The organism is Pseudomonas trivialis (assembly GCF_036864995.1).
GTDB lineage: Bacteria > Pseudomonadota > Gammaproteobacteria > Pseudomonadales > Pseudomonadaceae > Aquipseudomonas > Aquipseudomonas trivialis.
Genome location: NZ_CP142151.1, coordinates 869283 through 895401, shown reverse-complemented (window position 1 = coordinate 895401; position 26119 = coordinate 869283). Strand labels below are relative to the sequence as shown.

Here is a 26119-nt window from a genome sequence, read left to right as displayed (position 1 = left end):
GCGAGCTTAATCGCGGTATACAGCGCAGGTCCGAGCCGTTAACGTAAAGCAAAGCCGTTTATAGAGGAAGGACTCGTGGAACACTCGCTCTTAGTTTGGTTGTTGCCGACTCTTGCCCTGGTTGCCGGTGTCGCCATTGGATTCCTGGTTGCTCGCCTGCTGCCGAATGCCGCGCCTAACCGCACGCAGCGTCAGCTGGATGACATTCAGGAACGTTTTGACAGTTATCAGAACGAGGTTGTTACCCACTTCAACAGCACCGCGACCCTGGTCAAGAAACTCACCCAGAGCTACCAGGATGTACAGGATCATCTGGCCGATGGCGCCAACCGCCTGGCCCTGGATGACATCACCCGCCAGCGTCTGCTGGCCGCGCTGCATTCCGATGCACCGCAAGCGCCACGGGAACGCCTGACCCCCCTAGGGAAAACCAGGAGCCACCACGGGACTACGCGCCAAAAACGCCGAACGCCCCCGGCATGCTGGATGAGCATTACGGCTTGAAGAAATAAGTCTTTTCAGGCACGACAAAAAGCCCGGCTGATCGATGATCAGCCGGGCTTTTTGTTTGAGACTCACATCTCATCAAAATGTGGGAGGGGGCTTGCTCTCGATAGCAATGCATCAGTCAGCTCACCTGTAACTGACACACCGCTATCGGGAGCAAGTCCCCTCCCACACTGACCGCAGTCAAGGTTCAGGAAACGGGTTGCTCCTGCAACCAGCCACCCTCGATCCGCACATGCCGCCCATGGAAGCGCTTGAGGCTGCTGCGATGGCCGACGCTGAAGATGCTCAGCCCCGGCAGCTCATCGATCAAGGCTTGATACAGGCTGGCCTCATCCTCCTCATCCATGGCCGATGTCGCCTCGTCCATGTACAGCCACTGCGGCGCGAACAACAAGGCGCGGGCAAAGGCCAGACGTTGCTGCTCGCCAGGCGAGAGCATGCGCTGCCAGTGGTTGACCTCGTCCAGGCGCGCAACCAGTTGCGGCAGGCGGCAGGTTTCCAGCACCTGTGCATAACGTTCGGCCGTATAGGCGCTGTCGTCCTGTGGATAACTCAACACCGCCTTCAACGTGCCGATTGGCAGGTAAGGCTTTTGCGGCAGGAACAGATAACGTGCCGCCGGCAGGCGGATGCTGCCGTGACCCGCCGGCCACAAGCGGCCCATGGCACGCAGCAGGGTGCTCTTGCCGCTGCCGGAGCGACCGCTGAGCATCAGGCGCTGGCCCGGCTCGACAATCATGTTCGCATCGGTGAGCAAGTGACGGCCATCGGCCAGGTTCATGCCCAGGCCCTGCACCATCAGACGTTCGCCTTCTGCATTTACCTCGATAGCGGCCGGACGCTGCTCGTTTTCCGTCATGGCTTGCTGAAAGCTCAACAAACGGTCGCTGGTGGCGCGCCAGGCGGCGAGGTCGGTGTAGGCACTGATAAACCAGCTGAAGTTGCCCTGCACGTTGCCGAACGCCGAGTTGATCTGCATCAGCTCGCCCAGCTCGATCTTGCCGGCGAAGTAACGCGGGGCCGCCACGATAAACGCGAACACGATAGCGATCTGCTCGTAACCGGCGGTGAAAAAGGTCAGGCGCTTGGACACTTTCATGATGTCCCAGTAGTTGTGCCATACCCGGCCAAAGCGCGTCTTCAGGCGCTGGTTCTCGTTGGGCTCGCCGTTGTACAGGGCGATGCTCTCGGCATTCTCGCGCACCCGCACCATGGAGAAACGCAGGTCAGCCTCGAAGCGTTGCTGCTGGTTGCTCAAGCCGATCAAGCGACGCCCGATCAGATGGGTCAGCCAACTGCCGACCCCGGCATACACCAGTGCACACCAGAACATGTAACCCGGAATGGTGATGCCGAAGACTTCGATGCTGCCCGACACGCCCCACAGGATCACGGAAAACGACACCAGGCTGACAACGTTGCGCAGCAGCCCCAGGCCGAGGCCCAGAGTATTGGTGGTGAAACTGTTGAGGTCTTCGGAAATCCGCTGGTCGGGGTTGTCGGTGTAACCGCCCTGCTCCAGTTGGTAATAATTCTTGTGGGCCAGCCAGCGCGCGAAGTGTTTTTCGGTGAGCCAGGCGCGCCAGCGGATGGTCAGCATCTGCGTCAGGTACAGGCGGTAGACCGCACCGAGAATAGCCACCGTCGCGATCCCGCAAAAATAGCCGATCAATTGCCAGAACGCGGCGGTGTCCTTCTTCTCCAGTGCGTTGTAGAAATCCTTGTACCAGTGGTTGATCCACACGGAGATCGCCACGCTGAACAGTGACAGCGCAATCACTGCCGCCAGCAGCAACCAGGCCCTGCCCTTCTCCTCACTGCGCCAGTACGGCGTGATCATCGCCCAGGTTCGACGGAAGAATTGCCCATGCACGGCGTCATTGACCGCGGAATACTCTGCGTTCTGGTTCATCGTTCAGGCTCTGTAGGAAAAATGGCAGGCGTTTGAACCGATCATAAGGGATCGGTTCAGGGCTCCGTGCGGCCTGAGACGGGTCGTTCAGCTTAGGTTCAGCGGCGTACCGGACGCTTTTGCAGCTTGCGTTGCAAGGTGCGGCGGTGCATCCCGAGGGCGCGGGCGGTGGCCGAGATATTGCCTTCGTGTTCGGTCAGCACACGCTGGATGTGCTCCCACTGCAGGCGGTCCACCGACATCGGGTTTTCCGGCACCAGAGTGTCGAGGTCGGCATGCTCGGAGAGCAGCGCGGCCAGCACGTCGTCGGCGTCGACCGGCTTGCACAGGTAGTTGCAGGCGCCGCGCTTGATGGCCTCGACGGCGGTGGCGATGCTGGAGTACCCGGTGAGGATCACCACGCGCATTTCCGGATCGAGTTCCAGCAGCTTGGGCAACAGCACCAGACCCGAGTCGCCGTCCATTTTCAGGTCGAGCGCGGCGTAGTCCGGCAGATCGGCCTGGGCGATGCTCAAGCCTTCTTCGGCGGAACCTGCGGTGCTCACGCGAAAGCCGCGACGGCTCATGGCGCGCGCCATCACGCGGGTAAAGGTGGCGTCGTCGTCTACCAGCAACAGGTGCGGCAGTTCTTCGCCTTCGACTTGAATCTCGTCACTCATCGCTATCTCCTCGTGCGACACGGGGCAGGCGCAGCTCGGTGAGCGTGCCACCTTCCTCATGACTGTAGAGTTTCACTGAGCCGCCCGCGCGGGTCACGCTGGCCTTGCTCAAAAACAGGCCCAGGCCGAAGCCTTTGCCCTTGGTGGTAAAGAAGGGTTTGCCGATCTGCTCGGCAATGGCCAGCGGCACGCCGGCGCCGTGGTCACGGATGCTGATGGTGACGTGCTCCGCGTCCCAGTCCAACTGCACGCCCAGGCCTTCGGGGCAGGCGTCGGCGGCATTATTCAACAGGTTGAGCAACGCCTGGGTGAGGTCAGGAGGCGGCGCCATGCGCGGCACGCTGCCCTGGCCCAGCAGGGTGAAGCGGTAACTGGCTTCGGGGCGCATCAGGTGCCAGCGGTTCAGCGCTTCGTCGAGCCATTGGGTGACGTCCTGCATCTGCACCGCCAGGCGGCGGTTGGCTTCGGCGGCGCGCACCAGTTGCTGCAAGGTCAGCTTGCATTGCTTGACCTGCTCCTGCAGTACGCCGAGGTCATCCTGCAGAGCCGGGTCATGATGGTCCTGGGTCATTTCCTTGAGCAATACGCTCATGGTCGCCAACGGCGTACCCAGCTCATGGGCAGCGCCGGCGGCCTGGGTGGCGACGGCCAGCAGTTGCTGGTCGCGCAGGCCCTCTTCGCGGCGAATGGCGCGCAGTTCTTCCTGTCGGCGCAGTTCTTCGGCCATGCGTGCGGCAAAAAAGGTGATGACCGCCGCCGACAGCGCAAAGCTCAACCACATCCCGTAGATCTGCAGGTTTTCCCGCGCGATGGGGAAGGTTTGCAACGGGTAGAACTGGGCCAGCAGCAAGGTGTAGAGGGTCAGCGCAATCCCCGACAGTACCACCGAATAACGCCATGGCAAGGTCACGGCGGCGATGGTCAGCGGCACCAGGTAATAGGAAACGAACGGGTTGGTGGAACCGCCGGAGAAATAAAGCAACACACTGTGGATAAACAGGTCGCAGGCCAACTGCAGCGCATACTCCAGCTCGGTGACCGGCCAGGTGGTACGCAACCGGATCACGGTAAACACGCACAACACCGTGGAGAACCCCAGCGTCACACCCAGCGGCAGCCAGGGCAGCGGCAGCAGATCGAACCAGTAGGCGAGCCCCACGGAGCCGGCCTGTGCGGCCAGTACCAGGGTGCGGATAAACGTCAGGCGCCAAAGGTTCTGGCGGGTGGCGGAAGTCAGTTTTACGGCGGCGAGCATGGGCTCTCCCGATGAGCGCTGCAGGCGGATCGCCAGGAGTATAAACGAAGCAGCAGCGCAGACATGGCGCGTGTGGCTCTTTGACGCAGGCCGCACAGACCGCCGTTCGTCGGCATGCGCGGCATTATAAGTAATGTGTAAACCCGAAGAACCCGACACCAACGTCTACAGTCATACCCAACACCACTGTCCCAAGGAGCTTCCATGTCTCGTTTCACTCGCAGCGCAGCCCTGCTCACCCTCGGCGCCAGCACCCTGGCCAGCCTGCCGGCGCTGGCCGCCGACGAGCTGCATTACAACCAGATTTCCCTGCGCGCCGAAGTCAGCCAGGAAGTCGCCCGCGACAAGATGATCGTCACCCTCTACACCGAATCGCAGAACAGCGACCCGGCCAAGCTCGCCGCCGAAATCACCAACACCATGAACACCGCGCTCGGCCAGGCCCGTGAAGTCAAGGCCGTGACCCTGCGCCAGGGCAGCCGCAACAGCTACCCGATCTACGACAACAAGAACCAGAAGATCACCGGCTGGCGTGAACGCGCCGAACTGCGCCTGGAAAGCGCGGACTTCCCGGCGCTGTCCAAGCTCACCGGAGAGCTGCTCAATACCCTGAAAATGCAGAACATGGACTTCGCTATCGCCGACACCACGCGCAAAACCAGCGAAGATGCGTTGCTCAAGGACGCAGTGGCCGCGTTCAAGGCCCGTGCGCAATTAGCGACCGATGCCTTGGGTGGCAAGGGCTACAAGATCGTCAACCTCAACTTCAATACCAATGGCTATCCGATGCCCTACGCTCGTGGCGCGATGTTGATGAAATCGGCCATGGCCGATTCAGCGCCGACGCCGGAGGTGGAGGCTGGCACCAGTCAGGTCAATATGAGCGCCGATGGCGTGATCGAAGTGCAGATGCAGTAACCCCTACCTGACACACCTAAACGGCGGTAACCTCGGTAACCGCCGTTTTCGTTTGGGCAGCTTTTATATGCCTGCCATCTAAGGGGTCTCCATGGAAAGAATCGCCATCAAACCACTGCTGCTCGCCGCAGGCCTGCTGGCCTTCCTGCCAATGGCCCAGGCGGCGACTACGCTGGTCTACTGCTCCGAAGCCAGCCCCGCCGGTTTCGACCCCAGCCAGTACACCAGCGGCACCGACTTCGACGCCTCGGCCGAAACCGTATTCAACCGCCTGACCCAGTTCAAGCGCGGCGGCACTGAAGTCGAACCTGGCCTTTCAACCAGCTGGGATATCTCCAAAGACGGTCTGGCGTACACCTTCCATCTGCGCGATGGCGTGAAGTTCCACACCACCGATTTCTTCACGCCGACTCGCGACTTCAATGCCGATGACGTGCTGTTCACCTTCAATCGTCTGCTCGACGCCGAAAGCCCGTTTCGCAAGGCCTACCCGTCCGAATCGCCGTACTTCACCGACATGGGTCTGAACACCACGATCAAGAACGTCGAGAAAATCGACGCACACACCGTGCGTTTCAACCTGAACAACGTCGATGCCTCGTTCGTGCAGAACCTGGCCATGAGTTTCGCCTCGATCCAGTCCGCCGAATACGCCGCGCAGTTGCTCAAGCAAGGCAAGGCCGAAGACATCAACCAGAAGCCCGTCGGCACCGGGCCGTTTGTGTTCAAGCGTTACCAGAAGGATTCGCAGATTCGCTACGTTGCCAATAAACAGTATTGGAAGCCCGAGGATGTGAAGCTCGACAACCTGGTGTTCGCGATCACCCCGGATGCGGCCTCGCGCCTGCAAAAGCTCAAGGCCGGTGAATGCCAGGTGAGCGGTTATCCTCGCCCGCAGGACATTGAGGTGATCAAGCAGGACCCCAACCTGCGCGTGTTGCAGCAGGCCGGGTTCAACCTGGGTTTCCTCGCCTACAACGTGACCCACCCGCCGCTGGATCAGCTCAAGGTACGCCAGGCGCTGGACATGGCCATCGACAAGCCGGCGATTATCAAAGCCGTGTATCAAGGCGCCGGACAATTGGCGCAGAACGCCCTGCCACCGGCGCAGTGGTCCTATGACCCGACGATCAAGGACGCCCCATACGACCCAACCAGGGCCAAGGCGCTACTGAAAGAAGCAGGTATCGCCCCAGGCACCACGATCAACCTGTGGGCGATGACCGTTCAGCGTGCGTCCAACCCGAACGCGCGCATGTCGGCGCAGATGATCCAGCAGGACTGGGCCAAGGTCGGCATCAAGGCCAATATCGTCAGCTATGAGTGGGGCGAATACATCAAGCGCGCCAAAAACGGCGAGCACGACGCCATGATCTACGGTTGGACCGGCGACAACGGCGACCCGGATAACTGGCTGGGCGTGCTCTACAGTTGTGCCGCGGTCAAGGGCAGCAACTACGCCAAGTGGTGTAACCCGGCCTACGACAAGCTGGTGCAGCAGGCCAAGGTCAGTAATGACCGCGAGCAGCGCATCAAGTGGTATCAACAGGCACAGAAAATCCTTAAGGAACAAGTGCCTATAACGCCTATTGCAAACTCGACGGTTTTCCAGCCACTGCGCAAGGAAGTGCAGGACTTCAAGATCAGTCCGTTCGGGCTGACACCGTTCTACGGCGTGAGTCTGGAGAAGTAACACAACCGCCCCAACCGAGTGCGCCAGACGCCTCGGCCGGGCATTTCTGGTGCGCCTGATGCACCGAAAAAACGCTCTAAATATATGCATTTATGTCAAAACTTTCATAAATGCGACATTCCTGTACGTTCGTACCACACTTTGAGCCTTGCAGCGGTTCAGCGTCTTGCAATGGGTATGGCGCCTGCATAAGTATCCGCAGGCCGACTCACGAGGTCGCCCTCACCACCAAAAATGACAACAAATCATGAGGCCAACATGCTCAAACACGCAGTCCTTCCGTTATTAGTGAGCGCGGGCCTAATGGCCGCCGCCCCTGCAGCCCTTGCGGCAACTAACCTGGTGTTCTGCTCCGAAGGGAGCCCGGCCGGTTTCGATCCAGGCCAGTACACCACCGGAACAGACTTCGATGCTTCGGCCGAAACCATGTTCAACCGTCTGAGCCAGTTCGAACGTGGCGGCACCGCCGTGGTTCCTGGCCTGGCCACCAGCTGGGACGTTTCCCCGGATGGCCTGACGTACACCTTCCACCTGCGCGAAGGCGTCAAGTTCCACACCACCCCGTACTTCAAGCCGACTCGTGAGTTCTCGGCCGACGACGTACTGTTCACCTTCAACCGGATGATCAACAAAGACGATCCATTCCGTAAGGCCTACCCCACCGAGTTCCCGTACTTCACGGACATGGGGATGGACACCAACATCAAGAACATCGAGAAAGTCGATGACCACACCGTCAAGTTCACCCTTGGCACCGTGGACGCGGCGTTCATCCAGAACCTGGCCATGAGCTTCGCCTCGATCCAGTCAGCCGAATACGCCGCCCAACTGTTGAAGGAAGGCAAACCTGCCGACATCAACCAGAAGCCGATCGGCACCGGCCCGTTCGTGTTCAAGAGCTACCAGAAAGACTCGAACATTCGCTACACCGGCAACAAGGACTACTGGAAACCTGAAGACGTGAAGATCGACAACCTGATCTTCGCCATCACCACCGACCCGTCCGTGCGTATCCAGAAGCTCAAGAAAAACGAATGCCAGATCACCCTGTTCCCGCGTCCGGCCGACCTCAAGGCGCTGGGCGAAGACAAGGACCTGAAACTGCCGCACCAGGCCGGTTTCAACCTGGGCTACATCGCCTACAACGTCATGCCGGTACTCAAGGGCCAGACCGCAGCCAACCCGCTGTCCGACCTGCGCGTACGTGAAGCACTGGACATGTCGGTGAACAAGCAGCAGATCATCGACTCCGTGTACCAGGGCGCCGGCCAACTGGCCGTCAACGCCATGCCGCCGACCCAGTGGTCCTACGACACCACCATCAAGGATGCCAAGTACGATCCTGCCAAGGCCAAGGAATTGCTCAAGGAAGCCGGCGTCAAGGAAGGCACCGAGATCACCCTGTGGGCCATGCCGGTACAGCGTCCGTACAACCCGAACGCCAAGCTGATGGCCGAGATGCTGCAGAACGACTGGAAACAGATCGGCCTGAAGGTCAACATCGTCAGCTACGAGTGGGGTGAGTACATCAAGCGCTCCAAAGGCGGCGAGAACCAGGCCATGATCATTGGCTGGAGCGGCGACAATGGTGACCCGGACAACTGGCTGAACGTGCTGTTCGGCTGCGACTCCCTGGCCGGCAACAACTTCTCCAAATGGTGTGACAAGAAATTCGACGGCATCGTAAAAGAAGCCAAGGCTACTTCGGATGTCGCCAAACGCACCGAGCTGTACAAGCAGGCGCAACATATCCTCAAAGATGCAGTACCGATGACACCCATCGCGCACTCGACGGTGTATCAACCCATGCGCAACACCGTGCAGGACTTCAAGATCAGCCCGTTTGGCTTGAACTCCTTCTACGGCGTCAGCGTAAGCGGCAAGTAAACATCACTGGCGGCGACGTTTCATAACGTCGCCGTTATTGTTTCTGCCTGGATCGTAGGCAAAAGACTACATATACATCCATTGCGTCCTACAGCAATGGACTGCGATATGTGCTTCCGCTGCCTACGCGGTCCATCCGTTTTTGCGCATTTACTGCGAAGTCCGCGACCCCTAACGTCGTACGACAGCAGAGATGCCACGTTCGGAAAGGCACTTGCTGTGTGTGGGATCAGCAATGTCTTCCTGGCAGGACGCCAGGGTGATTGCTTGCTGATCGATAACTACAAACAAGGATTGGGATCGTCATGCGCCATACCACCGTTCTATCCGCGATTTTCGGCACCAGCCTGCTGGCTGTGGCCTCGCTGGGCCAGGCCGCCGACAAGAAGAGCCTGGTGTTCTGTTCCGAGGGCAGCCCGGCAGGTTTCGACACTGCGCAATACACCACCGCCACCGACAACGATGCGGCCGAGCCGCTGTACAACCGTCTGGTCGAGTTTGAAAAAGGCGAGACCAATGTTGTGCCGGGCCTGGCGACCAAGTGGGATATTTCCGAAGACGGCCTGACCTACACCTTTCACCTGCGTGAAGGGGTGAAATTCCACAGCAACAAGGAATTCAAGCCGACGCGGGACTTCAATGCCGACGACGTGCTGTTCACCTTCAACCGCATGCTTGACCCCGAGCATCCGTTTCGCAAGGCCTACCCCACCGAGTTTCCATACTTCAACGGGATGAGCCTGAACAAGAACATCGCCAAGGTCGAGAAAACCGGCCCGTACACCGTGGTGATGACCCTGAACACGGTGGACGCCGCGTTCGTGCAGAACATTGCCATGAGCTTTGCCGCCATCCTCTCGGCCGAATACGCTGAGCAGTTGCAGAAGGACGGCAAGCCCAGCGACATCAACCAGAAGCCGATCGGCACCGGCCCGTTCGTGTTCCAGCGCTACCAGAAGGATTCGCAGATCCGTTATGTGGCCAACAAACAGTATTGGGACCCGAGCCGGGTCAAGCTCGACCAATTGATCTTCGCCATCAACACCGATGCGTCGGTGCGTGTGCAGAAGCTCAAGGCCGGCGAATGCCAGGTCACCCTGCACCCGCGCCCGGCCGACGTCGACGCGCTCAAGGCCGATCCGAACCTGCAGTTGCTGACCAAGCCCGGCTTCAACCTGGGCTACATCGCCTACAACGTGCGCCACAAGCCGTTCGACCAGCTCGAAGTGCGTCAGGCGCTGGACATGGCGGTGAACAAGCAGAGCATCCTCAATGCCGTGTACCAGGGCGCAGGGCAACTGGCGGTCAACGCCATGCCGCCGACGCAGTGGTCCTACGATGACAGCATCAAGGACGCCGCCTACAACCCGGAAAAAGCCAGGGAACTGCTCAAGGCCGCCGGCGTGAAGGAAGGTACCGAGATCACCCTGTGGGCGATGCCGGTGCAACGTCCGTACAACCCCAACGCCAAGCTGATGGCCGAAATGCTGCAGAACGATTGGGCCAAGATCGGCCTGAAAGTGAAGATCGTCAGCTACGAGTGGGGGGAATACATCAAGCGCACCAAGAACGGTGAGCACGATGTGAGCCTGATCGGCTGGACCGGTGACAATGGTGACCCGGACAACTGGCTGGGCACGCTCTACAGCTGCGACGCCATCGGCGGGAACAACTACTCCATGTGGTGCGACCCGGCGTACGACAAGCTGATCAAGCAAGCCAAGGTCGTGACCGACCGCGAACAACGGACTGTTCTGTACAAACAGGCGCAGCAACTGCTTAAAAGCCAGGTGCCGATCACGCCAGTCGCCCACTCGACGGTCAACCAGCCGTTAAGCACCAAAGTCGAAGGTTTCAAAGTGAGCCCCTTCGGCCGCAACGTGTTCTCGGGCGTCAGCATCAACCCATAAGAAACTAACCGGATTGCAGAGAGCGAATCGGGCTCTCGCGCAAACGTGCGGCTTTTTGTAGGGAAATTTCCTACAGCAAACGTTTGCAATAGCTTGAACGAGTTACACACCCAATAGCCGGTTCACCTAAAAAGACCGGCATAAAAAAAGAGAACCAAAGGAGCTCCACCCATGAAACTGAGCAACAAAGCGCTTCTGGCCCTGGCCATCAGCAGCATCACGGCAACCGCTTTCGCTGACACGCAAAGCCAGGACTTCGTTCCTACCACACTGGCCGGCACCAGCGCCCAAAGCGAGGCCAAAGGTTTTGTCGACGGCGCAAGCCTGGGCGGTACCACCCGTAACTGGTTCTCCAACGAACAGCGGTTTCGTGGCGGCAAGTTCACCTACCAGAAGCACGGCCAGGCACGCACCGACGCCTACCGTACCAACTGGGTACAAGGCACCATCCTCAACCTGAGCTCGGGCTTTACTCAGGGCACCGTGGGCGTGGCCACCGAAGTGGCGGCCTACAACGCAATCGTGCTGGACCGCAGCAAGCGTGACATCAAGGGTGGCTCCAACCGTACCCTGGCCGACTCCGATGGCGACGCAGTCGACCAGTGGAGCAAACTGGGTCTGGCCAACGTCAAGTTCCGTGTCTCGAACACCACCTTGACCGCCGGCCGTCAGAACTTCAGCAGCGGCATTGTTGACACCATCGGTAACCGTGCACTGCCGTCGAGCTTTGAAGGCTTCGCCCTCAACAGCGAAGAGTTCAGCAACCTGTCGTTCCAGGGCGCTTACTTCGACCGCGTATCGCCACGTACCGAGCAGAGCCTGTCGAAATTCCGTTCCGAATACGGCAATGGCCAGGAAGCTGACCACGTCTACACCGCAGGCGTGAACTACCAGCCGTTCAAGAGCCTGAAAACCAGCGTATTCGGCGCTCAGGTCAAGGATTTCTGGAACCAGTACTACTTCGGCGCTACCCATGAACTGGGCGACAGCCAGCAACTGAGCCTGACCACCGGCCTGAACTACTACAAGACCGTCGACGAAGGCAAAAAGTTGATGGGCAAGATCGACAACGACACGTACTCGCTGTCGCTCGGCCTGACTCACCAGGCTCACAGCCTGACCTTCTCGTACCAGCAAGTGAACGGTAACGAGTACTTCGACTACCTGCACGAAACCAACGGCATCTACCTGGCCAACTCCCTGACGTCCGACTTCAACGGTCCGAACGAGAAATCGTTCCAGATCGCCTACGGCATCAACATGGCCGAATACGGCGTGCCAGGCCTGAAGTTCAACATCTACTCGGCGCGCGGCTGGGGCATTGACGGCACTCACTACACCGGCGACGGTGGCGTGAAAGGCTTCGCTTACAACGGCATCCAGTCCCAGGACGGCGAGAAGCATCAGGAATACGGCGTTGGCAGCTCGTACGCCATCCAGAGCGGCCCTCTGAAAGCCACCACCGTTCGCGCCACCTACGTGACGCACCGCGCCAGCGAAAACCAGTCTGACGGCAACCTGCGTGAATTCCGCCTGGTCACCACCATCCCGTTCAACATCCTTTAATTAGCACCAGGTATACGGCGGGCTCCCAGGAGCCCGCCGTGTACGTTTGTCTGGTCCCATCGATTGCAGAGGGCTCTGAATGAAAATGCTCCCGCTACAAGCCGCCATTGCTGCTGCGCTGTTGAGCGTTGCGATCGGCGTTTCGGCCAAACCGCTGGTGGTCTGCACCGAAGCCAGCCCGGAAGGTTTTGACCCGGTGCTGTACACCACCGCCGTCACCGCCGACGCGGCGGCCGAAACCATGTTCAACCGTCTGGTGGACTTCAAGCCCGGCACTACCGAGATCGTGCCCGCGCTCGCCACCTCCTGGGAAATCAGTGAGGACGGCCTGACCTACACGTTCCATCTGCGCGACGACGTCAAGTTCCACACCACCGACTACTTCAAACCCACGCGCAACATGAATGCCGATGATGTGCTTTGGAGCTTCCAGCGCCAGCTGGACCCGAAACACCCGTGGCACAACAAGTCCAACGTGGGCTACCCGTACTTTGAAAGCATGGGCTTCAAGGATCTGCTCAAGAGCGTGGAGAAGACCGACGACCACACCGTGGTCTTCACGCTGACGCGCCCTGAAGCACCGTTCCTGGCCGATGTTGCGATGCCGTTCACCGCCATCCACTCTGCCGAATACGCCGACAAGCTGCTCGCTGCCGGCAAGACCGACGAGCTCAACAGCAAACCGATCGGCACCGGACCGTTCATCTTCACCCGCTACCAGAAAGACGCCCAGGTGCGCTTCAAGGCCAACCCGGAGTATTTCCGTGGCAAGCCTCCAGCCGACCCGCTGATCCTGGCCATTGCGGTCGACAATAACGTGCGCCTGCAAAAGCTCAAGGCCAACGAATGCCAGATCGCGCTGTATCCCAAGCCCGATGACCTGCCCAGCATCAAGAACGATCCGAACCTGAAGGTCGCTGAACTCGCGGCAATGACCACCGCCTACACCGCCCTGAACACCACCCACAAGTACATGAGCGACGCACGGGTGCGCCACGCGATCAATATCGCGTTCGACAAAAAGGGCTACAACGAATCGCTGTATGGCAAAGGCAACGCCGTTGACGCCACCGGCCCGTACCCGCCGACCCTGCTGGGCTTCAGCGACAAGCTGAAAAACCCGCCGCGTGACCTCGACAAGGCGCGCGCCCTGCTCAAGGAAGCCGGCGTCCCGGAAGGCACTGAGTTCACCCTGTTCACCCGTAACGGCGGCGGCCCGACCAACCCGAACCCGATGCTCGGCGCACAGCGCATGCAGGCGGATCTGGCGCAGATTGGCCTGAAGGTGAATATCAAAGTTATGGAATGGGGCGAAATGCTCAAGCGTGCTAAAAACGGCGAGCACGACATGGTTTCCGCCGGCTGGGCCGGTGACAACGGTGACCCGGATAACTTCCTCACGCCTAACTTGAGTTGCGATGCAGCGAAAAACGGCGAAAACTACGCCCGCTGGTGTAACAAAGAGTTTCAGGACTTGATCGACAAGGCGCGCGCAATTGCTGAACCCGCTCAGCGCGCCGCACTCTATGAACAAGCCATGGACGTTTTCGACAAGGATCAACCCTGGATTCCCATGGCCTACCCGAAAATGTTCACCGCCATGCGTAAAAACGTCGAGGGTTATATCCAAAGCCCTCTGACCACAAATAACTTCGCCACCACCCAGGTGAAGTAAATAAGAGAAACGCTCGGCACCGTCGACATTGACGGTGCCGAACCTGCCTAACCGGCTGATTGAGGTAAACGACAAGATGTTTAGTTTTATTGCCCGCCGACTGGGGTTATTGATCCCCACGTTCTTCGGCATCACGTTGCTGACGTTTGCGTTGATTCGCATGATCCCCGGCGACCCCGTAGAAGTCATGATGGGCGAACGCCGCGTCGACCCCGAGATGCACGCACAGGCAATGGAACGCCTTGGCCTTAACAAGCCCCTGTATGCGCAATACCTGGACTATGTCGGCAAGCTCGCCCAGGGCGACCTTGGCGAATCGCTGCGCACGCGCACCAGCGTGTGGACCGAGTTCACCGCCCTCTTTCCCGCGACCCTGGAACTGTCCATGGCCGCCCTGTTGTTCGCCGGCATCCTGGGCCTTCTGGCCGGGGTGATCGCGGCACTCAAGCGAGGATCCCTGTTCGACCACGGGGTGATGGGCATCTCCCTGGCGGGATATTCGATGCCAATCTTCTGGTGGGGCCTGATCCTGATCATGTTCTTCTCGGTGAGCCTGGGCTGGACCCCGGTATCCGGGCGTATCGACCTGCTCTACGACATCGAGCCGCGCACCGGCTTCATGCTGATCGACACGCTGCTGGCTGACGAGCCGGACGCGTTCTGGGACGCGCTGCACCACCTGATCCTGCCGGCCATCGTGCTCGGCACCATCCCACTGGCGGTGATCGCGAGGATGACCCGTTCGTCCATGCTCGAAGTGCTGCGTGAGGACTACATCCGTACCGCAAAGGCCAAGGGCCTGTCGCCGGCGCGCGTGGTATTCGTCCACGGTCTGCGCAACGCGCTGATCCCGGTGCTCACCGTGGTCGGCCTGCAAGTCGGCACCCTGCTGGCCGGTGCGGTCCTGACCGAAACCATCTTCTCCTGGCCCGGCATCGGCAAATGGCTGATCGAAGCCATTGGCGCGCGGGACTATCCGGTGGTGCAAAACGGCATCCTGCTGATCGCCTGCCTGGTGATCCTGGTGAACTTCGTGGTGGATATCCTCTACGGCTTCGCTAACCCACGCATCCGTCACCAGCGCTGAGATCATGACCATGACCACACCAACTCCCGTGTCAGCAGTCGATCAAAGCCTGCTGTACCCGTCCCCGTACAAAGAATTCTGGCAAGCCTTCTCCAAGAACAAAGGCGCGGTTGCCGGCCTTGCGTTCATGCTGCTGATCGTGTTCTGCGCGATCTTCGCCCCGTGGGTTGCACCGCATAACCCCAGCGAGCAATACCGTGACTTCCTGCTGACCCCGCCGTCGTGGCTCGAAGGTGGGCAGATCCAGTTCCTGCTCGGCACCGACGAGTTGGGCCGTGACCTGCTCTCGCGCCTGATCCAGGGCTCGCGCCTGTCGCTGCTGATCGGCCTGTCGTCGGTGGTAATGTCGCTGATCCCGGGCATCCTGCTGGGCCTGTTCGCCGGGTTCTTCCCGCGCCTGCTCGGGCCGACCATCATGCGTTTGATGGACATCATGCTGGCCCTGCCTTCGCTGCTGCTGGCCGTTGCCATCGTCGCGATCCTCGGCCCTGGCCTGATCAACACCGTGATCGCCATCGCTATCGTCTCGCTGCCGTCCTACGTGCGTCTGACCCGTGCTGCGGTGATGGGCGAACTGAACCGCGACTACGTGACCGCCGCGCGCCTGGCCGGTGCCGGCCTGCCGCGCCTGATGTTCATCACCGTGCTGCCCAACTGCATGGCGCCGCTGATCGTGCAGGCCACGTTGAGCTTCTCCTCGGCGATCCTCGACGCAGCCGCCCTGGGCTTCCTCGGCCTTGGCGTACAACCGCCAACGCCTGAGTGGGGCACCATGCTGGCCTCGGCCCGCGACTACATCGAACGCGCCTGGTGGGTCGTGAGCCTGCCGGGTCTGACCATTTTGCTCAGCGTGCTGGCAATCAACTTGATGGGCGACGGCCTGCGCGATGCGCTGGACCCGAAACTCAAGAACGCCGCCTGAGGAGATTCCCATGTCACTGTTAGAAATCAAGAATCTCAATGTGCGCTTCGGCGACTCGACCGCCGTGCCGGTGGTCGACGGCCTCGACATTTCCGTCGACAAAGGCGAAGTACTGGCCATCGTTGGCGAGTCGGGCTCGGGTAAATCCGTGACCATGATGGCGCTGATGGGCCTGATCGAGCACCCAGGCATCGTCACCGCCGATGCGCTGACCTTCGACGGCAAGGACATGCTCAAGCTGAGCAACCGCCAGCGCCGCCAGATCGTCGGCAAAGACCTGGCGATGGTGTTCCAAGACCCGATGACCGCGCTGAATCCCAGCTACACCGTGGGTTTTCAGATTGAAGAAGTGCTGCGCCTGCACCTGAAAATGTCCGGCAAACAAGCCCGCAAACGTGCCATCGAGCTGTTGGAAAAAGTCGAGATCCCGGGCGCCGCCAGCCGTATGGACGCCTACCCGCACCAACTGTCTGGCGGTATGAGCCAGCGTGTGGCAATCGCCATGGCGATTGCAGGCGAGCCCAAGCTGCTGATCGCGGATGAGCCAACCACTGCGCTGGACGTGACCATCCAGGCACAGATCATGGAACTGCTGCTGGCTCTGCAGAAAGAACAGAACATGGGCCTGGTGCTGATCACCCACGACCTCGCGGTGGTGGCCGAAACCGCCCAGCGCGTCTGCGTGATGTACGCAGGCCAGGCCGTGGAAGTCGGCCAGGTACCGCAACTGTTCGACATCCCGGCGCACCCCTACAGCGAAGCGCTGCTCAAGGCGATCCCCGAGCACAGCCTGGGCGCCACACGCCTGGCTACCCTGCCGGGCATCGTGCCGGGCCGCTACGACCGTCCGCAGGGTTGCCTGCTGTCGCCGCGCTGCCCGTACGTGCAGGAAAACTGCCGCACCCAGCGCCCGACGCTCGACCCTAAAACCAACAGCCTGGCGCGCTGCTTCTACCCCTTGAACCAGGAGGTGGCGTAATGGCCGTCGTTCTTACCGCCCGCGACCTGACCCGTCACTACGAAGTGTCCCGTGACCTGTTCAAGGGCCATGCACTGGTACGCGCGCTCAATGGTGTGTCGTTCGAACTGGAAGCCGGCAAGACCCTCGCCGTGGTAGGCGAGTCGGGTTGCGGCAAGTCCACCCTGGCCCGTGCCCTGACGCTGATCGAAGAGCCGTCTTCGGGCTCGCTGAAAATCGCCGGCCAGGAAGTCGCCGGCGCCGACAAGGCCCAGCGCAAGCAACTGCGCAAAGACGTGCAGATGGTATTCCAGAGCCCGTACGCCTCGTTGAACCCGCGCCAGAAAGTCGGTGATCAGCTCGGCGAGCCGCTGTTGATCAACACCAACCTGTCCGCCGCCGAACGCCGCGAGAAAGTGCAGGCGATGATGAAGCAAGTGGGCCTGCGCCCCGAGCATTATCAGCGCTACCCGCACATGTTCTCCGGCGGTCAGCGCCAGCGTATCGCCCTGGCCCGCGCCATGATGCTGCAACCCAAAGTGCTGGTGGCCGATGAACCGACCTCGGCACTGGACGTGTCGATCCAGGCCCAGGTGCTCAACCTGTTCATGGATCTGCAGCAGGAATTCAACACCGCCTACGTGTTCATCTCCCACAACCTGGCGGTGGTTCAGCACGTTGCCGACGACGTGATGGTGATGTACCTCGGTCGCCCGGTTGAGGTGGGCCCCAAGGAAGACATCTACGCGCGTCCGCTTCACCCATACACCCAGGCGCTGCTGTCGGCCACCCCGACGATTCACCCGGACCCGAACAAGCCGAAGATCAAGATCGTCGGCGAACTGCCCAACCCGCTGAACCCGCCGTCGGGCTGCGCGTTCCACAAGCGCTGCCCTTACGCGACCGCACGGTGCAGCACCGAGGAGCCGCTGCTGCGGCCGCTGGATAATCGGCAGGTGGCTTGCCATTACGCGGAGCAATTCGTTGCTTAGGTAACCTGTGGGAGCGGGCTTGCCCGCGAAGGCGGTGGGTCAGTCGACCGCGCCGCGACTCCACTCCCAGATAGCTCAGTTCCCATAGACAGCGTTCTACAGCCCTTCCCGTCAGGTTGCGCATCAGCCTGGCGGGAGGGGCTTTCTTTTGGCGATTCAGGTGTCGCCGTCGTCGTAGGTTTCGCTGTCTTCCCCTTCGTTAAGCGGCTGCTCCGGATCCACCTGAGGCTGGGGTTGGGCTTGTGGTTGCCAACTGCCGGAATTGACCTCGTTCTGCTTTTTCCTGGTGACTGGGCCGGTGTCCTTCCATTGGGGCGTTCCTGCATCCGCCAGTAGCAGGCCGGAAACCGGCATTGGGGTGTGCGCCCAGGCGCTGGATACGCCCAAGGCTGCCAGCAGCACCAGTTGGGTAGCACGTTGAATACTCGGCACGACGGCCTCCTTTTCAGTAGATGGGTGAACTGTTTCATGCCCCTTTATCAACCTAGTCGCGCATCAGGGTTTTCGCAATGAGGCCACGCGTCACCCGGCCTGCGGTGAACGTCACACACAACTATTTCCATCCCGCTCGTAGGATGATTCTGAAAGTCTCAACTATTCAACGAGTTTATTGCATCTAGCGAATACCCATCACTAAAGTCCTGGCTCCACAAACTCCTCTCGAGAAAAGCAAAGTGAAGCCTATCCTTGTCGCCTGTGCACTCATCGCCGTCTTTGTGAATACCACCGCCTGCGGAGGCCTCTACAACACGATCTACAATGACAACTGGGACTATTCCGATCGAAATAAAGATGGGCAACTTTCAAGGCAGGAATGGAACTTATATATGGATGGCCGCTACGTTAAAACAGCAACTGAATTGGGTTACTCGAACAAATCAGAATTTGATGAGATTGCCTTCAAGACTGCAGACAAAGACACTAACGGTTTTATCTCACGGTCCGAATACGACCGTTTTGTCGATGAGGCGAAGACCCGGAATTACTTCCCAACTAAAAAATAGTCAGTTGAAGGCTGGCCTGGGTCGTTTCAGTCTTTGTCGCTGATACGAAACACGCCAAGACGGGCCATACGTGTCGTATGGCCCGTATCGTTTTTAGTGATGCTCACGCGTCGCGCGGAATTTCACATCCGGCCAGCGCTCTTCCATCAACGCCAGGTTCACTCGGGTCGGCGCCAGGTAGGTCAGGTGACCGCCGCCGTCCACCGCCAGGTTTTCCACCGCCTTGTTGGAAAACTCTTCCAGCTTCTTCTTGTCACCACACTCAATCCAGCGCGCCGAATACACGGTGATCGGCTCATAGGAGCACTCAACCTTGTATTCCTCTTTCAAACGGCTGGCGACCACGTCGAACTGCAGCACACCGACGGCGCCGAGGATGATGTCGTTGCTGCGCTCGGGGAAGAACACCTGGGTAGCCCCCTCTTCCGCCAACTGCTGCAAACCCTGGCGCAATTGCTTGGACTTGAGCGGGTCACGCAGGCGTACGCGACGGAACAGTTCCGGGGCGAAGTGCGGGATGCCGGTGAAACCCAGCGCTTCGCCTTCGGTGAAGGTGTCGCCGATCTGGATGGTGCCGTGGTTGTGCAGGCCGATGATGTCGCCGGCGAACGCCTCTTCCAGTTGCTCACGCTCGGAGGAGAAGAACGTCAGGGCATCGCCGATGCGCACGTCCTTGCCGGTGCGCACGTGGCGCATCTTCATGCCTTTTTCGTACTTGCCGGAGCAGATGCGCATGAAGGCGATACGGTCGCGGTGTTTGGGGTCCATGTTCGCCTGGATCTTGAACACGAAGCCGCTGAATTTTTCTTCTACCGGCTCGACGGTGCGCTCGTTGGCAACCCGGGCAAGAGGCTTTGGCGCCCAGTTCACGACAGCATCAAGCACGTGGTCGACACCGAAGTTGCCCAAGGCGGTCCCGAAGAACACCGGAGTCAGCTGGCCATCGAGGAATTCCTGCTGATTGAACTCATGGCAGGCGCCCTGCACCAGTTCCAGCTGGTCGACAAAACGGTCGTACTCGTCGCCCAGGTGAGCGCGGGCTTCGTCCGAGTCGAGCTTCTCGATGATCTTGGTTTCGGTGCGCTCGTGACCGTGGCCGGCGGTGTAGACAATGATGTAGTCGTCGGCCAGGTGGTACACGCCCTTGAAGTCGCGGTAGCAACCGATCGGCCAGGTGATCGGCGCAGCCTTGATCTTCAGGACGGCTTCGATTTCGTCGAGCAGCTCGATGGGGTCGCGGATATCGCGGTCGAGTTTGTTGATGAAGCTGACGATGGGCGTGTCACGCAGGCGGCACACGTCCATCAGCGCGATAGTGCGTGGCTCGACGCCTTTACCGCCGTCGAGCACCATCAACGCTGAGTCCACCGCCGTGAGGGTGCGGTAGGTGTCTTCGGAGAAGTCTTCGTGGCCCGGGGTGTCGAGCAGGTTGACCATGTGGTCGCGATACGGGAACTGCATGACCGACGTGGTAATGGAAATACCCCGTTGTTTTTCCATTTCCATCCAGTCGGAGGTGGCATGGCGGTCGGATTTGCGCGATTTCACCGTGCCGGCCACCGCGATTGCCTTGCCCATCAGCAACAGCTTCTCGGTGATGGTGGTCTTACCGGCATCGGGGTGGGAAATAATAGCGAAAGTGCGGCGTTTCGCGACTTCGGCGGCCTGGTGGGTCATGGGAAATCGCCTGGCAGGTGAGTCAAAAAAGGGGCGCGAGTATAGCGCAAACCCCACGAGTCGGACCACCGTTCACCCGATCAGGGGTGGCTAAATGCTGCCAAATGTGGAACCTTTTAAAAGGTGGAGACGTCCACTCCCCTGCTATCGCACTCGTAACAGGGCTGAAAAATCAGCAAGTTAGCCTGACGGGGCTGCGCTCATGGCTCGATACATACCGCGTTGCCGGTATCGACGAGCTGCTTTTCGCGAACGTTTTCGCCGACAGCCAGCAATGGCATTGCCGCCGGAGAATGTGTTCGCCGACAAAAGAAAAAAGGAGTCCGCCTGTGGCTATTCGCTATGGCAAAGGGCTGATAGGAGGTGCGGTTGTCGTCGCGCTCCTGGCCCTGCTGGTCCACTGGATCGGCATCAACACGATCGAACTGTACCGCGACGATTTGTTGTTTTACCTGCAAGCTCATCTGATTCTGGTTTTAGTCTCCATGCTGGCCGCCCTGATTGTGGGCATCCCCGCCGGCATCCTGCTGAGCCGACCGAACATGGTCGGGCGCGCCGAGCGCTTCATGCAGATCTTCAATATCGGTAACACCGTCCCTCCCCTGGCCGTACTGGCCATCGCCCTCGGCGTCCTCGGCATTGGCAGCGGCCCGGCCATCTTCGCGCTGTTTCTCGCCTCCCTGCTGCCCATCGTGCGAAACACCTACGAAGGCCTGAAGAATGTGCAGGGTTCGCTGAAGGAAGCCGCCACCGGCATCGGCATGACCCCGCGCCAGGTGCTGTTTCGCGTGGAATTGCCCAACGCGGTGCCGATCATCATCGGCGGCGTGCGCGTGGCCCTGGCGATCAACGTCGGCACCGCACCGCTGGCGTTCCTGATCGGCGCCAACAGCCTGGGCAGCCTGATCTTCCCCGGCATTGCCCTGAACAACCAGCCGCAACTGCTGCTCGGCGCCGCGTGCACCGCGCTGCTGGCGTTGCTGCTTGACGGTCTTGTGACCATGGCCAGCCGCCTCTGGCTGGAACGCGGGCTGCGTCCGTCTTAAGGCCGGGTAAAGGAATTCACATGAAAAAACTGACGTTGATACTGAGCTGCGTCCTGCTGTGTGCAGGCATCGCGCAAGCCGCTGAAAAACCAGTCATTCGCATCGGCGCCCGGGTGTTCACCGAACAGACCCTGCTCGCCGAAATCACCTCCCAATACCTGCGCACCAAAGGCTACGACACCCGCGTCACTGGCGGCCTGGGCAGCAACCTGGCGCGCAGTGCCCAGGAAAGCGGGCAACTGGACCTGCTCTGGGAATACACCGGCGTGTCGCTGGTGGCCTACAACCACATCGACGAGAAACTCGACAGCGCACAGTCCTACGCCCGGGTGAAAGAACTCGACGCGAAAAAAGGCCTGACCTGGCTATCGCCGTCGCGCTTCAGCAACACCTACGCCCTGGCGCTGCCGGACAAGGTGGCCAGGGAACATCCCGAAATCAATACTATCAGCGACCTCACCAAGGCCATGGCGGCAGATACCCGGGAACACCGCCTGGTGGCGTTGGACACCGAGTTCGCCAACCGCTCAGACGGCCTCGCCGGCATGGTCAAGCTGTACGACATGAACCTGACCCGCGAGAACACCCGGCAGATGGACGCAGGCCTGGTGTACACCGCACTGCGTAACGGCCAGGTGTTTGCAGGGCTGGTCTACACCACCGATGGTCGCCTCAACGCGTTCAAATTGAAGCTGCTGGAAGACGACCTGCACTACTTCCCGGACTACACCGCCGCGCCGGTGATCCGTCAGGAATACCTCGACCAGCACCCGCAACTGGCCGCCGAGCTCAAGCCACTGGCCGATCTGTTCGACGATGCAACCATGCGCCAGCTCAATGCGCGGGTCGACGTGGACCATGAGAGCCCGTCCGCCGTTGCCGCAGATTTCCTGCGCCAACATCCCATCAACTAACGAGGAGAAGACATGGAATTTTTAAACGCCTTTTCCCATCTTGATTGGGCCCAGGTGCTGCAACTGACCTGGCAGCACATCACCCTGGTCGGCATTGCCGTACTGCTGGCAATCTTCATTGGCGTGCCCCTGGGCGTGCTGATGACACGCTTCCCGACGCTCGCCGGCCCCTTGCAGGCCAGCGCCACGGTGCTGCTGACCGTGCCGTCGATTGCGCTGTTCGGCCTGTTGCTGCCGTTCTACTCCAAATTCGGCCAGGGCCTGGGACCGATGCCGGCGATCACCGCCGTGTTCCTCTATTCGCTGCTGCCGATCATGCGCAACACGTATCTGGCCCTCACCGGCGTGGAACCGGGCATCCGCGAGGCCGCCAAAGGCATCGGCATGACCTTCGGCCAGCGCCTGCGCATGGTCGAGCTGCCGATTGCAGTGCCGGTGATCCTCGCCGGCGTGCGCACCGCCGTGGTGATGAATATCGGTGTGATGACCATTGCCGCCACCATCGGCGCCGGTGGTCTGGGTGTACTTATTCTGGCTTCCATCAGCCGCAGCGACATGTCGATGCTGATCGTCGGCGCCGTGCTGGTCAGTCTCCTGGCCATCTTCGCCGACCTGCTTCTGCAATGGCTGCAACGCTCGCTGACTCCAAAAGGACTGCTCAAATGATCGAACTTCAAAACCTGACCAAGACTTTTCAAAGCAACGGCAAGACTGTCTCCGCCGTGAACGACGTAAGCCTGACCGTCAATGAAGGCGAAATTTGCGTATTCCTGGGCCCTTCGGGCTGCGGCAAAAGCACCACGCTGAAAATGATCAACCGCCTGATCAAGCCCACCTCGGGCAAGATTTTGATCAATGGCGAAGACACCACCGACCTGGACGAAGTGACCCTGCGTCGCAACATCGGGTATGTGATCCAGCAGATCGGTCTGTTCCCGAACATGACCATCGAGGAAAACATCGTGGTGGTGCCCAAGCTGCTGGGCTGGGACAAGCAGAAATGCCACGACCGCGCCCGCGAGTTGATGAGCATGATCAAGCTCGAACCCAAGCAGTACCTGCACCGCTACCCGCGTGAACTGTCGGGCGGCCAGCAACAGCGCATCGGTGTGATCCGCGCGCTGGCGGCCGATGCGCCGCTGCTGCTGATGGACGAACCGTTCGGCGCGGTCGACCCGATCAACCGCGAGATGATCCAGAACGAGTTCTTCGAGATGCAACGCGCGCTGAACAAGACCGTGATCATGGTCAGCCACGACATCGACGAAGCCATCAAGCTGGGCGACAAGATCGCGATCTTCCGCGCCGGCAAGCTGCTGCAGATCGATCATCCGGACACGCTGCTGGCGCACCCGGCTGACGAGTTCGTGAGCAACTTCGTCGGCCAGGACAGCACCCTCAAGCGCCTGCTGCTGGTGAAGGCCGAAGACGCGGCAGACAACGCCCCGTCGGTGAGCCCGGAAACCCCGGTGGCCGATGCGCTGGAACTGATGGACGAGCATGACCGCCGTTATGTGGTGGTCACCTGCGCCGAGAACAAGGCGCTGGGTTATGTACGCCGCCGCGACCTGCACCGCCAGGCCGGTACTTGCGGTCAATACCTGCGCGAGTTCAACGCCACGGCGGCGTATGACGAGCACTTGCGCATCCTGCTGTCGCGGATGTACGAGTTCAACCGCTCGTGGTTGCCGGTGATGGACGCAGAGCGGGTGTTCCTGGGGGAAGTGACCCAGGAGTCGATTGCCGAGTACCTGAGTTCCGGCAAGTCCCGTGGGGGCAAGACCAGCATTGTTTCGCCTGCCGAGACTGCGTTGGCCTGATCTGACACCCTGCGGTTAAAAATGTGGGTGGGGGCTTGCTCCCGATGACAGTGGTTCAGTCAGCATATGCATGGCTGGCATACCGCTATCGGGAGCAAGCCCCCTCCCACATTTGCCCTGCAGTGCGTCAGGGAAATACCGTCGATTGGCCCCATCCGGGGAACATCAATCCGTCACACCGGTCGGTTACATAAGTAGCTGCACGCGGTCGCGCGACGAACGCGTGCAAAAACGCGACATTTTTAGTTGATCCCACGCCCATCAAGCCCTAAAGTTCGCGCCGAACGTCCATGCTGGAAACGATCCATCCGGCTCAAGTACTGACGACGAGACAGCAAGGCCAAGGGAAGCGTAAATCCCATGGCCTTTTTGCTTTCGGCGACATGCCTTGGGAAGTAGGCGAACCAAAGTGGGGATACGGAGGACGTTCATTTGCACCCATTGCTCAAATCAGTTTGCCCTTAGGAGTTCCCAGCATGTCGATCAACGTCGAAGATTATTTCGCGCGCGCCACCTTTGACAAAATGAAGGCGTTCGCCGACAAACAGGAAACCCCGTTCGTGGTGATCGACACCGCGATGATCAGCCAGGTCTACGATGACCTGCGCGCCGGTTTCGAATTCGCCAAAGTCTATTACGCCGTCAAGGCCAACCCTGCCGTCGAGATCATCGACCTGTTGAAAGACAAGGGCTCGAGCTTCGATATCGCCTCGATCTACGAGCTGGACAAGGTCATGGACCGCGGCGTCAGCGCCGACCGTATCAGCTACGGCAACACCATCAAGAAATCCAAAGACATTCGCTACTTCTACGAGAAAGGCGTGCGCCTGTTCTCCACCGACTCCGAAGCCGACCTGCGCAACATCGCCAAGGCCGCACCGGGCTCGAAAGTGTACGTGCGCATCCTCACCGAGGGCTCGACCACGGCCGACTGGCCTTTGTCGCGCAAATTCGGCTGCCAGACCGACATGGCCATGGACCTGCTGATCCTCGCCCGTGACCTGGGCCTTGTGCCTTACGGCATCTCCTTCCACGTCGGTTCGCAGCAGCGCGACATCAGCGTGTGGGACGCGGCCATCGCCAAGGTCAAAGTGATCTTCGAGCGCCTGAAGGAAGAAGACGGCATCCACCTCAAGCTGATCAACATGGGCGGCGGCTTCCCGGCCAACTACATCACCCGCACCAACAGCCTGGAAACCTACGCCGAAGAAATCATCCGCTTCCTCAAGGAAGACTTCGGCGACGAACTGCCGGAGATCATCCTCGAACCCGGCCGTTCGCTGATCGCCAACGCCGGCATCCTGGTCAGCGAAGTGGTACTGGTGGCACGTAAATCGCGCACCGCCGTCGAGCGTTGGGTGTACACCGACGTGGGCAAATTCTCCGGCCTGATCGAAACCATGGACGAAGCCATCAAGTTCCCGATCTGGACCGAGAAGAAAGGCGAGATGGAAGAAGTGGTCATCGCCGGCCCCACCTGCGACAGCGCCGACATCATGTACGAAAACTACAAGTACGGCCTGCCGCTGAACCTGGCCATCGGTGATCGCCTGTACTGGCTGTCAACCGGCGCCTACACCACCAGCTACAGCGCGGTTGAGTTCAACGGCTTTCCGCCGTTGAAATCGTTCTACGTGTAACCTCTGCCCGATCAAAAAGCCCACGCCTTGTCGTGGGCTTTTTGCATGTAAAAAGGAATGTTTCTCGACAACCC

At 60.0% G+C, this 26119-nt stretch carries 21 protein-coding genes and 1 pseudogene; 17 read left to right on the top strand and 5 right to left on the bottom strand.

Features of this window, described 5'->3' with window-relative positions; all coding sequences use genetic code 11:
• Positions 1 to 75 precede the first annotated feature (75 nt).
• A pseudogene (locus VRB54_RS03815) lies at positions 76 to 512 on the top strand (YhcB family protein).
• A gap of 185 nt (positions 513 to 697) precedes the next feature.
• Here the strand turns inward: VRB54_RS03815 and VRB54_RS03810 are convergent.
• The 3 genes from VRB54_RS03810 to VRB54_RS03800 form a co-directional block, all read right to left on the bottom strand.
• Positions 698 to 2422, bottom strand: coding sequence for an ABC transporter ATP-binding protein/permease (locus VRB54_RS03810; RefSeq protein ID WP_338479593.1), 1725 nt, complete (start codon positions 2420 to 2422; stop codon positions 698 to 700).
• 98 nt (positions 2423 to 2520) lie between these two features.
• Positions 2521 to 3081: a response regulator transcription factor gene (locus VRB54_RS03805; RefSeq protein ID WP_338479592.1), complete on the bottom strand. Its 561-nt coding sequence runs from the start codon at positions 3079 to 3081 to the stop codon at positions 2521 to 2523.
• Positions 3074 to 4336: an ATP-binding protein gene (locus VRB54_RS03800; RefSeq protein WP_209988561.1), complete on the bottom strand. Its 1263-nt coding sequence runs from the start codon at positions 4334 to 4336 to the stop codon at positions 3074 to 3076. Before VRB54_RS03800 ends, VRB54_RS03805 begins: the two co-directional genes overlap by 8 nt.
• A 204-nt stretch (positions 4337 to 4540) precedes the next feature.
• Here VRB54_RS03800 and VRB54_RS03795 point away from each other — a divergent pair, with 204 nt between their 5' ends.
• From VRB54_RS03795 to VRB54_RS03750, 10 genes are all read left to right on the top strand, one after another.
• A complete protein-coding gene (locus VRB54_RS03795) occupies positions 4541 to 5254 on the top strand; it encodes an SIMPL domain-containing protein (protein ID WP_338479591.1) in 714 nt (237 codons plus the stop codon).
• A 91-nt stretch (positions 5255 to 5345) separates the two neighbouring features.
• The gene (locus VRB54_RS03790) at positions 5346 to 6947 is read left to right on the top strand and encodes an ABC transporter substrate-binding protein (protein ID WP_338479590.1); all 1602 of its coding nucleotides are present in this window, start codon (positions 5346 to 5348) and stop codon (positions 6945 to 6947) included.
• A gap of 258 nt (positions 6948 to 7205) precedes the next feature.
• The gene (locus VRB54_RS03785; RefSeq protein WP_209988550.1) at positions 7206 to 8834 is read left to right on the top strand and encodes an ABC transporter substrate-binding protein; all 1629 of its coding nucleotides are present in this window, start codon (positions 7206 to 7208) and stop codon (positions 8832 to 8834) included.
• Between the two features lie 305 nt (positions 8835 to 9139).
• On the top strand, positions 9140 to 10744 hold the full coding sequence (locus tag VRB54_RS03780; RefSeq protein WP_338479589.1) for an ABC transporter substrate-binding protein: 1605 nt from the start codon (positions 9140 to 9142) through the stop codon (positions 10742 to 10744).
• Between the two features lie 171 nt (positions 10745 to 10915).
• Positions 10916 to 12310 carry an OprD family porin gene (locus VRB54_RS03775; RefSeq protein ID WP_322212644.1) on the top strand — a complete coding sequence of 465 codons (1395 nt, stop codon included), beginning with the start codon at positions 10916 to 10918 and terminating at the stop codon, positions 12308 to 12310.
• A 79-nt stretch (positions 12311 to 12389) separates the two neighbouring features.
• Positions 12390 to 13985 carry an ABC transporter substrate-binding protein gene (locus tag VRB54_RS03770; RefSeq protein WP_338479588.1) on the top strand — a complete coding sequence of 532 codons (1596 nt, stop codon included), beginning with the start codon at positions 12390 to 12392 and terminating at the stop codon, positions 13983 to 13985.
• Positions 13986 to 14061: 76 nt separating this feature from the next.
• A complete protein-coding gene (locus VRB54_RS03765; protein WP_003171721.1) occupies positions 14062 to 15072 on the top strand; it encodes an ABC transporter permease subunit in 1011 nt (336 codons plus the stop codon).
• 10 nt (positions 15073 to 15082) lie between these two features.
• Positions 15083 to 15994 carry an ABC transporter permease subunit gene (locus VRB54_RS03760; RefSeq protein WP_209988538.1) on the top strand — a complete coding sequence of 304 codons (912 nt, stop codon included), beginning with the start codon at positions 15083 to 15085 and terminating at the stop codon, positions 15992 to 15994.
• A 10-nt stretch (positions 15995 to 16004) separates the two neighbouring features.
• Positions 16005 to 16973 (top strand): ABC transporter ATP-binding protein, encoded by a 969-nt coding sequence (locus VRB54_RS03755; protein WP_209988536.1) that lies wholly within the window; start codon positions 16005 to 16007, stop codon positions 16971 to 16973.
• Positions 16973 to 17944, top strand: coding sequence for a peptide ABC transporter ATP-binding protein (locus VRB54_RS03750; protein ID WP_338479587.1), 972 nt, complete (start codon positions 16973 to 16975; stop codon positions 17942 to 17944). Before VRB54_RS03755 ends, VRB54_RS03750 begins: the two co-directional genes overlap by 1 nt.
• A gap of 156 nt (positions 17945 to 18100) precedes the next feature.
• Here VRB54_RS03750 and VRB54_RS03745 read toward each other — a convergent pair whose 3' ends face one another.
• On the bottom strand, positions 18101 to 18376 hold the full coding sequence (locus tag VRB54_RS03745; RefSeq protein WP_338479586.1) for a hypothetical protein: 276 nt from the start codon (positions 18374 to 18376) through the stop codon (positions 18101 to 18103).
• A gap of 242 nt (positions 18377 to 18618) precedes the next feature.
• On the opposite strand from VRB54_RS03745, the gene VRB54_RS03740 reads away from it, so the two are divergent.
• Positions 18619 to 18948: a hypothetical protein gene (locus VRB54_RS03740; RefSeq protein ID WP_338479585.1), complete on the top strand. Its 330-nt coding sequence runs from the start codon at positions 18619 to 18621 to the stop codon at positions 18946 to 18948.
• A 93-nt stretch (positions 18949 to 19041) separates the two neighbouring features.
• Here the strand turns inward: VRB54_RS03740 and VRB54_RS03735 are convergent, their stop codons facing one another.
• Entirely contained in the window at positions 19042 to 20625 is a 1584-nt protein-coding gene (locus tag VRB54_RS03735; protein WP_338479584.1) for a peptide chain release factor 3, read from the bottom strand.
• A gap of 329 nt (positions 20626 to 20954) precedes the next feature.
• On the opposite strand from VRB54_RS03735, the gene VRB54_RS03730 reads away from it, so the two are divergent.
• The 5 genes from VRB54_RS03730 to VRB54_RS03710 all read left to right on the top strand — a co-directional run bounded on the left by VRB54_RS03730 (position 20955) and on the right by VRB54_RS03710 (position 26045).
• The gene (locus VRB54_RS03730) at positions 20955 to 21671 is read left to right on the top strand and encodes an ABC transporter permease (RefSeq protein WP_004372306.1); all 717 of its coding nucleotides are present in this window, start codon (positions 20955 to 20957) and stop codon (positions 21669 to 21671) included.
• Between the two features lie 20 nt (positions 21672 to 21691).
• On the top strand, positions 21692 to 22585 hold the full coding sequence (locus tag VRB54_RS03725; protein WP_338479583.1) for a glycine betaine ABC transporter substrate-binding protein: 894 nt from the start codon (positions 21692 to 21694) through the stop codon (positions 22583 to 22585).
• A gap of 12 nt (positions 22586 to 22597) precedes the next feature.
• On the top strand, positions 22598 to 23251 hold the full coding sequence (locus tag VRB54_RS03720) for an ABC transporter permease (RefSeq protein ID WP_004372310.1): 654 nt from the start codon (positions 22598 to 22600) through the stop codon (positions 23249 to 23251).
• On the top strand, positions 23248 to 24405 hold the full coding sequence (locus VRB54_RS03715) for a betaine/proline/choline family ABC transporter ATP-binding protein (RefSeq protein ID WP_004372312.1): 1158 nt from the start codon (positions 23248 to 23250) through the stop codon (positions 24403 to 24405). Before VRB54_RS03720 ends, VRB54_RS03715 begins: the two co-directional genes overlap by 4 nt.
• A 476-nt stretch (positions 24406 to 24881) precedes the next feature.
• Positions 24882 to 26045, top strand: a complete 1164-nt coding sequence (locus tag VRB54_RS03710; protein WP_338479582.1) for a type III PLP-dependent enzyme — start codon at positions 24882 to 24884, stop codon at positions 26043 to 26045.
• Positions 26046 to 26119 lie beyond the last annotated feature (74 nt).

What these genes read in the sequence shown, in the direction of transcription:
- VRB54_RS03810 (WP_338479593.1), bottom strand. Translation starts at nt 2,422, where the DNA reads ATGAACCAGAACGCAGAGTATTCCGCGGTCAATGACGCCGTGCATGGG.
- VRB54_RS03805 (WP_338479592.1), bottom strand. Translation starts at nt 3,081, where the DNA reads ATGAGTGACGAGATTCAAGTCGAAGGCGAAGAACTGCCGCACCTGTTG.
- VRB54_RS03800 (WP_209988561.1), bottom strand. Translation starts at nt 4,336, where the DNA reads ATGCTCGCCGCCGTAAAACTGACTTCCGCCACCCGCCAGAACCTTTGG.
- VRB54_RS03795 (WP_338479591.1), top strand. Translation starts at nt 4,541, where the DNA reads ATGTCTCGTTTCACTCGCAGCGCAGCCCTGCTCACCCTCGGCGCCAGC.
- VRB54_RS03790 (WP_338479590.1), top strand. Translation starts at nt 5,346, where the DNA reads ATGGAAAGAATCGCCATCAAACCACTGCTGCTCGCCGCAGGCCTGCTG.
- VRB54_RS03785 (WP_209988550.1), top strand. Translation starts at nt 7,206, where the DNA reads ATGCTCAAACACGCAGTCCTTCCGTTATTAGTGAGCGCGGGCCTAATG.
- VRB54_RS03780 (WP_338479589.1), top strand. Translation starts at nt 9,140, where the DNA reads ATGCGCCATACCACCGTTCTATCCGCGATTTTCGGCACCAGCCTGCTG.
- VRB54_RS03775 (WP_322212644.1), top strand. Translation starts at nt 10,916, where the DNA reads ATGAAACTGAGCAACAAAGCGCTTCTGGCCCTGGCCATCAGCAGCATC.
- VRB54_RS03770 (WP_338479588.1), top strand. Translation starts at nt 12,390, where the DNA reads ATGAAAATGCTCCCGCTACAAGCCGCCATTGCTGCTGCGCTGTTGAGC.
- VRB54_RS03765 (WP_003171721.1), top strand. Translation starts at nt 14,062, where the DNA reads ATGTTTAGTTTTATTGCCCGCCGACTGGGGTTATTGATCCCCACGTTC.
- VRB54_RS03760 (WP_209988538.1), top strand. Translation starts at nt 15,083, where the DNA reads ATGACCACACCAACTCCCGTGTCAGCAGTCGATCAAAGCCTGCTGTAC.
- VRB54_RS03755 (WP_209988536.1), top strand. Translation starts at nt 16,005, where the DNA reads ATGTCACTGTTAGAAATCAAGAATCTCAATGTGCGCTTCGGCGACTCG.
- VRB54_RS03750 (WP_338479587.1), top strand. Translation starts at nt 16,973, where the DNA reads ATGGCCGTCGTTCTTACCGCCCGCGACCTGACCCGTCACTACGAAGTG.
- VRB54_RS03735 (WP_338479584.1), bottom strand. Translation starts at nt 20,625, where the DNA reads ATGACCCACCAGGCCGCCGAAGTCGCGAAACGCCGCACTTTCGCTATT.
- VRB54_RS03725 (WP_338479583.1), top strand. Translation starts at nt 21,692, where the DNA reads ATGAAAAAACTGACGTTGATACTGAGCTGCGTCCTGCTGTGTGCAGGC.
- VRB54_RS03720 (WP_004372310.1), top strand. Translation starts at nt 22,598, where the DNA reads ATGGAATTTTTAAACGCCTTTTCCCATCTTGATTGGGCCCAGGTGCTG.
- VRB54_RS03715 (WP_004372312.1), top strand. Translation starts at nt 23,248, where the DNA reads ATGATCGAACTTCAAAACCTGACCAAGACTTTTCAAAGCAACGGCAAG.
- VRB54_RS03710 (WP_338479582.1), top strand. Translation starts at nt 24,882, where the DNA reads ATGTCGATCAACGTCGAAGATTATTTCGCGCGCGCCACCTTTGACAAA.